An 8381-nucleotide genomic window follows, 5' to 3' on the forward strand; every position below is an offset into this window, starting at 1 on the left:
TAAGCGACGACGGGTATGCAGTCCGGCTTGTATTCCGCGAGGGAATCAATAACCGACGCGTCTTTTAACGTGGAAGTCTTAATGACAGGGATGTCGTGCGCTTCGGCAATCTCAGCAACAGGGCTGGGATAGAGCCGACGACCACGGCCACGAGGGGCGTCGGGACGCGTTAAAACGGCAACGACGTCGTGATGTGAATCAAGCAGTGCTTGTAAAGCAGTCGCTGCTGGCGTCGGGGTTCCTGCAAAAACAACGCGCATTAGTTCTTTACTCCATCTTTGTCGCGGTATGCCAGCTCAGGGTGTGCGAACCATTCGGCGGTACGGATTTGCGCCATCGTCTCTTTACGAATCTCTGGCTCCAGCCTGCGCATGTACATCACCCCGTCGAGGTGATCGGTTTCATGCTGGATGCAGCGTGCCAGAATACCGTCGGCTGAAAACGACACTGGGTCCCCGTCGACAGTCTGCCCGGTGACGGAAACGTTCATCCATCGTCGAGTATCGGCGTGGATCGACGGAACAGAAAGACAGCCCTCCGGCCCATATTGGGTTTCATCGCCCTCGTGTTCCCACACCGGGTTAACGATGTGACCGCGTCTGCCCCCACAGTTATAGACGAAGACTCGCCGCAAAACCCCTACCTGATTCGCCGCAAGACCAGCACCCCGGTAGTGATCCATGGTTTCCATCATGTCGTCGACGAGGATCCGCAATGGCTCCTCAAAGTCGGTGACCGGTTCTGCCGGTGTTGTCAATACGGGGTCTCCAAAAATTCGGATACGACGAAGACTCATAACGACGCAACACTCCCAACAGCGGCAATAAACGACAACTAACGACTATGCGGTGAAGATGGCTCACAACAGCAAGCATGTGTGAATGATGCCACTCACCAGCGACATAAACGCGGTCATAGTTTAGCCGATGTGAATGGGGTCCACGATCACCCGAATAGCTAAGTCCACCTTATTCACGGCGGCTTTAATTCGTGCAGCACGCAGCGCTGAACCCAACGCGAGCGGCCCATGGCTCGTATCCGCCCGGATGAGCAGCCGAAGACAGTCCTGCGCTGGCGTGTTAGCGGGAGGATCTATTCCCGGTGGCAGCGGAACCGGTCCGAGAAACTGGGAATCCGGGGGGACATCGATAAGACGCCTGAATTGCGAAATATCGTGCTCTGTTCCATCAATGGCCGCCATATGTACGGCGGGCGAAAACCCAGCTTCCCGTCGGTGCTCCAGCTCGATAGCGGCAGCACCGACGGGGTCCCACCGGATCAATGACTGAACCACCGGCGTCTGCGAATCGGCAACCACAACGACTTCTCCCCCGTCGTGATGCGACTCGACCAAGGACGCGACATCGAGCCATGATGTGAGCGCCTCCTCATGAGCACGAACATCTTCACGCTTCAACTCGGACCACGTATCAAGAATGACGGCGGCTCCGAATTTCTTGTCCTCGGCGACGGGAGCAGAGCCTGGCGTAGCGATCACGAGGCTCGGCTCGTCCGGGATAGATGCGACGATGTTGTCCCCCGTACTGACGACGACGGGGATGCCGGGGAATGAGCGCCCCAATTCTTCAGCGGTACGGTCCGCCCCGACGACCACCGCGCGGATCCTCGTCGAGCCGCAATTGTCACAGCGAAAAGACGGATCAGGCCGCCCGCACCAGCGACACGTTGGGTAACCCGCATCAGATGCTTGCTCACTAGCAGGAGACGTAGCAGTTCCTTGTGCTGTCTGGCCTGGCAGACCTAGTGGCCCGTTACAGTATCGGCACCGTGCTGGCTCGCCGCAGCGTTGGCATGCCAGCGTCGGAACATACCCTTTTCGAGGAACATGGATGAGCGCGGAACGTCCGCGACGATGGCTGGACCGTATCGCCTCAAAGGCAACATGTGGAATTCGGGCACGTTTCGCCGCCGGGTCTTTTGCCAGCTCAAAGTCCGTGTCGCCGATGGCTCGAATCCGGGGCATGGCGGCACGGATAGCCTCCCGTGACGACACTAAATTGTGCGCCCACCCGGATTCGACGAGGAGTTGGGCTTCCGCTGTTCGCCCGACGCTCCCCACTATCATCGCTGCTTTCTCAATACTCGCCCGTAGCGTCAAAACCTCACGGGCGTGGACGTAGGGGGCTCGCGGGTCGACGAGGTTGTCGTCGCCGTCGTCGAGAATAACGATGAGGGACAGATTTTTGACGGGAGCGAACGCGGCTCCTCGTGTGCCGACCACCACCCGATTGACCCCGTGAAGGATGTCGATAAATCGACGGTAACGGGCGTGGCGGCCCAGGCTCGCAGTTAATTGTGTCCACTGGCGGGAGCTGAGCACCTCTTTGAGAGCATGAGAGAGGCGGTTAATGGTTCGCTGATCAGGAACGATGATGAGAACTCCGCTCCCACCGCGAGCGGTTTGTGCTGCCAGTTGAGCAATGCGCATGGGCCACTCATCCCCCGGCGCGATCTGCCATACTGCTCGGGGAGCTTCGCCGCGCAGCACGGCCTTCACGAAGGATGGTCCGAATCGATAGCGTGACCAGGCCTCGTCGAGGGCCGCATTGTCGTCGGCGTTGTTATCCGTTGCGTTGCCGGCGTCGGTGTTGCCGTTATCGGAGTCAGCGGCAGACCCCCATGGATCATCCCCGTGCTCTATAGCTTCAAGGGCTGCTTTTTCTGCAGTGGCATGACGGGGCGGAATGGACGACCGAATAATGTCCGACCGCAATCCGCCGTACCGCTGCGCCAAGGTATAAACCAGAGTCCGGAATGTTTCAGGCGCAACGACTTCCCGGCTAATCACCCGATCGATCCACGAGAGACGACCGGCGTGATCGGACTCATCCTCGCGCGACAACACCAGGGCATCAGTGAGCCGACCTGAAAAGTGGACTCGCACCATGACCCCAGGTTTGACGTCCTCATCCACGACTGCATCAACCAGGTAGTCGAATTCGCGGTCGAGGTGCGCCACCTTGAGAAGCGGAAGCACCCGAGCCACGGGGCGCTCGGGTGCAGGGGTATGGGGCGAAATAGACACGGCTACATCCTAATGGAGTCGGCGACTACCCCACTTCGCGCTAAATGGGATTAGCCCGGTCCACCTATTTAGCGTGCTACTTAGCGTGAAATAGCGGCTTTGAGGTCGTCCACCCTATCCAACCGCTCCCACGGCAGGTCGACGTCCGTTCGGCCAAAGTGGCCATATGCGGCAGTTTGCGCATAAATCGGCCGCTTGAGGTCCAGTTCGCGGATAATCGCTGCCGGCCGGAGGTCAAACACTTTTTGCACGGCCTCTTGGATTGCTGAGATCGGCTCTTTCTCCGTGCCAAAGGTCTCAACATACAACCCCACCGGATTTGCGCGCCCAATCGCGTAGGCGACCTGCACCTCGCACCGATCCGCTAATCCAGCGGCAACGATATTCTTTGCGACCCACCGCATCGCGTAGGCAGCGGAACGGTCAACCTTGCTCGGGTCTTTGCCGGAGAACGCTCCACCACCATGACGAGCCATACCGCCGTAGGTATCGACGATAATCTTGCGCCCTGTGAGGCCGGCGTCGCCCATGGGTCCACCGACGACGAAGGAACCGGATGGATTGATCAACACGGTGAGTTCGTCGTCGACGAGGTTCTCCACCCCGGCGTCCTTAATGACTGGGGTGATGACATTCGTGCGCAACTGTTCTTCCAGCCATTGCCGAGAAACGCCCGGATCGTGCTGCGTGGAAATAACGATGGTGTCAATACGAATCGGGTTATTGTCATCGTCGTACGCGAGGGTGACCTGCGTTTTCCCGTCCGGACGAAGATGCGGAACGATATCGTCTTTGCGCACCGCCGTAAGACGCCGCGCGAGCCGATGCGCAAGGGCGATCGGCAGCGGCATATATTCGGGGGTTTCGTTGGTGGCGTATCCGAACATGAGGCCCTGGTCGCCAGCGCCTGCACGGTCATCGTCCTCAACTTCAGCCCCGTCGCGCGCCTCAAGTGCGGTATCGACACCCGCGCCGATCTCTAACGACTGTTCACCAATGGAGACGGATACACCGCACGTTGCCCCGTCGAAACCCATATCGGAGGATAGAAAGCCGATGTTCCGGAGTGTTTGCCGGACCAGGCTGGGAATTTCTACGTATCCGCGGCACCGAACTTCACCGACGACATGTACTTGTCCTGTCGTCACGACGGTTTCTACAGCGACGTGGCTATCGGGATCCACTGCGAGCATGGCGTCCAAAATCGAATCGGAGATTGCGTCGCAAATCTTATCTGGATGTCCCTCGGTGACAGACTCGCTGGTGAATAGTCGTTGAGTCACGGTTCCTTCTTCCTTGATGAGGTGGCGATACCACGTATTTTATTAGATGTTTTGTTGGATACTGTGCTGGCTGCCGATGTAATAGACCAAGCTGTCTAGATCCTTATGTAGCTTAGCGCACTCGGTCCTCATAGTTCGCAACCGCATCCCACACTGAATCCGCTAAGCCAAACTTCGATGTCGACGGGATATCGGTGACCTCTCCGTCTCGCGACAAGACCCAGCCTCGGTTCGTATTACGCCCGAACACTTTCCCCTGGCCGACGTCATTGCAGACCAATAATTCGCAGCCTTTATCCTTCAGCTTTAACTGAGCGTGCTCTAACGGGGTGTGGTTCGGGTCCCCCGTCTCTGCAGCGAAGCCAACAATGATGGTCGGTGTAGCGCTGGTCGGAGTCGAGCTCCTGCCCTGCCTCGCATGGTCGTCTCCGGTGGTCCTCTCTTCCCGACGAGAGACAACGCTTTTGAGGATGTCCGGGTTCTCCACCATCGACAATGTCGTGAGTGAAGTCGACTCCGCGCTCGCGGATTTCTTCATCTTCCAACCCTTTTCTTCGGCTGGACGGTAATCCGCAACCGCTGCAGCGCACACGACAATATCCGCGTCCTTATCGCGCTTCTCAACCTCCCGGTACATATCCCGGGCCGATTCCACGCGAACAACCTCAGAACCAAGCGGAGTAGGAAGCTCATGGGTAGCACCCGCAATCACAGTCACTTCGGCACCGCGAGCAGCAGCAACCTCTGCGAGAGCAAACCCCTGTTTCCCCGACGACCGATTGCCGACGAATCGCACGGGGTCTAAATTCTCGTGCGTCCCTCCAGCGGTGATGAGAACCCGACGTCCTTCTAAATCGCGAGGAAAATGACTCTGCCGTCGGGCTACGGACAACGCCAAGTTGACCACCTGCTCAGGCTCAGCAAAGCGGCCCGGCCCAGAATCGGGCCCCGTTAAACGCCCATGGGCAGGATCGACAACGGTAACGCCCCGCTGGCGAAGAGTGGCAACGTTGGCCTGCGTCGCCGGATGAGTCCACATCTCGGTGTGCATCGCGGGAAAAACAACGACGGGGCACCTCGCCATTAATGCGGAGGCAGTGAGGAGATCGTCGGCCCGGCCATGAGCTAAGCGAGCGATCACATCAGCCGTTGCCGGAGCAACAATGAATAACTCCGCGGTGTGCCCAATACTGACGTGCCGGACCTCGGGAACGCCGTCGAAAACAGATGTCGAGACAGAATTCCCAGAGAGCGCCTCCCACGTTGCACGCCCGATAAACTCCAGCGAGGTTGCTGTTGGAATGACCTGAACGTCGTGGTCTTGCTCTTTAAGTAGTCGGACGACGTGACAGGATTTAAACGCGGCAATTCCACCTGAAACACCGAGAACGATCTTCACTGCTTCCTCAATTCAGCTGTCGCTATGCAAAAACCGCTGATCACACCGTGGGTGGCGTGATACAGCGGAATGCTAGGTCGATGATGAGATGAGTACGAGCGGAAACATGTGCAGGCATTGGCTACCCGTCACATGTACCCCGCTGGCCCTCACCGTAGAACTCTTAGCCCTCGGTGTGGTCGAGGAGGCCGTCGTTAATCTCACGCAAAGCGATCGAGAGCGGCTTCTCACCAGGTTCGGGGGTGACAAGTGGGCCAACGAACTCAAAGACCGAGTCATCGACGCTCTTGAAGTAATCATTGATCTGGCGAGCTCGCTTAGCAGCAAAGATGACAAGGGCGTACTTTGACGACACCTTGCCCAGTAGCTCGTCAATCGGCGGGTTGGTAATACCTACCGGCGGGTCAAATACATTGTCGTCATTGACAGAAGCCAAATTAGGTGTAGTCACGATGTCCTTTCGGCCGTGAGTAGTGCGGCAATAGCGCGAACAGCGTTGTCCACGGAGTCATTAACCACGATGTGGTCGAACTCATCCTTGGCAGCCAGCTCTCTATGGGCAGTCTCGAGGCGACGTTCAATAACATCCGGCGGTTCAGTGCCCCGACCTGTCAAACGCTCGACGAGAACCTCCCATGAAGGTGGCATGAGGAAAACGGTGTGAGCCTCCGGAAGAGTTTTCTTCACATTCCGAGCACCCTCTAGGTCTACCTCGATGAGGACTGGGCGGTTACTGTCAAGAGCGTCACGAACGGGGCCAGCCGGTGTGCCAGAACGCTGAAGACCACCATGGATTTCAGCCCACTCCAACATATCCCCGGCTTCAACATGGCGAGTGAATTCGTCGTCGGAGACGTACAAATAATCCACGCCATTTTCCTCGCCGGGGCGGGGGGCCCGTGTCGTCATAGACACGCTGAAATACAAATCGGGCACCGTTTCACGCAGACGATGAACCACTGTGGACTTTCCTACTGCGCTGGGTCCCGCGAGAACCACAAGATTGCCACGATTTGTTGTCAAGGTTTATTTCTCCGGGTCGAAGCCAAAGCGCTCAAGCAGAGCACGACGCTGACGCTCACCTAGGCCACGCAAACGACGTGTCGGGGCGATTTCCAGCTCTTTCATGATTTCCTGAGCCTTAACCTTACCCACCTTCGGCAACGCCTCGAGCAAAGCCGAGACCTTCATCTTGCCCAGGATTTCGTCCTCGTCGGCCTTCTTCAACACTGCCTGAAGGTCAGTCTCACCTTTCTTGAGCTTTTCCTTGAGCTCGGCACGTGCCTTGCGAGCTTGAGCAGCTTTCTCGAGTGCAGCAGCACGCTGTTCGGGCGTTAACTGGGGAAGGGCCACGGTTCCTCCGTAATGTCAATCGATGAATACTTCACTTACTGATGTTCGGGTTTCGGTGCGGGTCACAAGGTGACCGCGTAATTGTCTCCAGGTTCGTTGAAGCACCCGACCAACTTCGCAAATAGTGAGCCTGGCAAACAGCACCAAAGACTATAGACGCTGACCAGGTCAAAGTTAAGTCTGCCCCTGGTTGAGACAACGCGAGTCATTCTAACACCATACCGGGGTAGTCCTGGGCATTCGCCTCTACAGCCTTCTGCAAGCTACCTATATCTGGGCCATGTTTCAATATTGCCCTCGATATATTGGGGAAAGCTAGGGGTTCGACGTGTGTCGTGAGGCGACGGACATCATCCGCGCTCGCCCCTTGAGCCCCTACCCCAGGAAGAAGGACAGGGCCGTTGAGGGCAGACAGATCCGGCGCCTTGCGCACTGCGTCTGATCCCTGTGTGGGTAGCCCTAAGGTAGCCCCCACTACGACACCGACGTTTCCGAATCGGCTACCGGTTTTTCGACGGTACAGCTGATTACGCGTAGCACATTCGTCGACGATGTGTTGGGCGACGCTGTCGCCGTCGCCGGCATTGTGCGAATCGTCCTGACGACGCTCGTCCTGGTGCTGCGGACTACGAGAGCGGCTAATCCGCGCCGATTGCAGGGTCTCAGCCTCCGGATTCGACGTTGCCGCCAAGACGTACACACCCTGTCCTTGACGCTCTGCAAGGTCCAGCACAGGCTCGAGTGCGCCAAAGCCGGTGTAGGGACTGACGGTCACGGCGTCACACCGCAGCGGCGAGGTCTCCCCTAGCCAGGCATCGGCGTAGGCCGCCATCGTCGAACCAATATCGCCACGTTTGGCGTCGGCAAGAACAAGTGTTCCCGCCTCGTGGAGAGCAGCGATCGCCTTCTCCAATACTGCGAAACCTCGCGAACCGTACGATTCGAAGAAAGCTACTTGCGGCTTGACTAAAGCGACTGTGGTGCCGAAGGCCTCGACGCATCGCATGGTGAAGGTCTCTAGCCCATCAACTGTGGCGGGAAGTCCCCACTGGTCAAGCAGCCCTGGATGGGGATCGATGCCGACACATAACCGCGAACGGTTCAGAGCGGCTTCAGCAAGGCGGTCACCAAATGACGCATGGCCACGCGAGACATGCGTAGACACAGGTGGCTCTTGACCTGCCGGTCCTGAATCGCCCGCCGAGGACGACGTCGACGACTGTGGATCACACATATTTAGCCTCTCTCACGAGCCTTCCTACCGACCTTCGCTGACGGGTTGGACAACTCATGCATGAAG

9 protein-coding genes are annotated in these 8381 nt (G+C 57.8%); all 9 read right to left on the minus strand.

Annotated features, from left to right (window positions below; genetic code table 11):
• A partial coding sequence (locus tag Q3981_RS02250) for a methionyl-tRNA formyltransferase (protein ID WP_303123445.1) occupies nt 1-260 on the minus strand: 260 nt, incomplete at its 3' end.
• Complete coding sequence (gene def, locus Q3981_RS02255; RefSeq protein ID WP_303123447.1) at nt 260-796, minus strand: peptide deformylase; 537 nt, start codon at nt 794-796, stop codon at nt 260-262. The genes def and Q3981_RS02250, both read right to left, overlap by 1 nt.
• Nucleotides 797-919: 123 nt before the next feature.
• Nucleotides 920-3046, minus strand: coding sequence for a primosomal protein N' (locus Q3981_RS02260; RefSeq protein WP_303123449.1), 2127 nt, complete (start codon nt 3044-3046; stop codon nt 920-922).
• A gap of 80 nt (nt 3047-3126) precedes the next feature.
• Entirely contained in the window at nt 3127-4329 is a 1203-nt protein-coding gene (metK, locus tag Q3981_RS02265) for a methionine adenosyltransferase (protein ID WP_221926644.1), read from the minus strand.
• A gap of 112 nt (nt 4330-4441) precedes the next feature.
• Nucleotides 4442-5740 carry a bifunctional phosphopantothenoylcysteine decarboxylase/phosphopantothenate--cysteine ligase CoaBC gene (gene coaBC, locus Q3981_RS02270; protein WP_303123472.1) on the minus strand — a complete coding sequence of 433 codons (1299 nt, stop codon included), beginning with the start codon at nt 5738-5740 and terminating at the stop codon, nt 4442-4444.
• Between the two features lie 151 nt (nt 5741-5891).
• Nucleotides 5892-6164, minus strand: a complete 273-nt coding sequence (rpoZ, locus tag Q3981_RS02275) for a DNA-directed RNA polymerase subunit omega (protein ID WP_180962459.1) — start codon at nt 6162-6164, stop codon at nt 5892-5894.
• An 11-nt stretch (nt 6165-6175) separates the two neighbouring features.
• Nucleotides 6176-6751 (minus strand): guanylate kinase, encoded by a 576-nt coding sequence (gene gmk, locus Q3981_RS02280; protein WP_204088504.1) that lies wholly within the window; start codon nt 6749-6751, stop codon nt 6176-6178.
• 3 nt (nt 6752-6754) lie between these two features.
• Nucleotides 6755-7081 (minus strand): integration host factor, actinobacterial type, encoded by a 327-nt coding sequence (gene mihF, locus Q3981_RS02285; RefSeq protein WP_012731628.1) that lies wholly within the window; start codon nt 7079-7081, stop codon nt 6755-6757.
• A gap of 205 nt (nt 7082-7286) precedes the next feature.
• Complete coding sequence (pyrF, locus tag Q3981_RS02290) at nt 7287-8246, minus strand: orotidine-5'-phosphate decarboxylase (RefSeq protein ID WP_303123454.1); 960 nt, start codon at nt 8244-8246, stop codon at nt 7287-7289.
• Nucleotides 8247-8381: the final 135 nt, after the last annotated feature.

It is taken from the genome of Corynebacterium sp. (genome assembly GCF_030530965.1).
In the GTDB taxonomy this organism is placed as follows: Bacteria; Actinomycetota; Actinomycetes; order Mycobacteriales; family Mycobacteriaceae; genus Corynebacterium.

Excerpts from the sequence above, each read along its gene's own strand:
- def (WP_303123447.1), bottom strand. The coding sequence starts at position 796 with ATGAGTCTTCGTCGTATCCGAATTTTTGGAGACCCCGTATTGACAACA.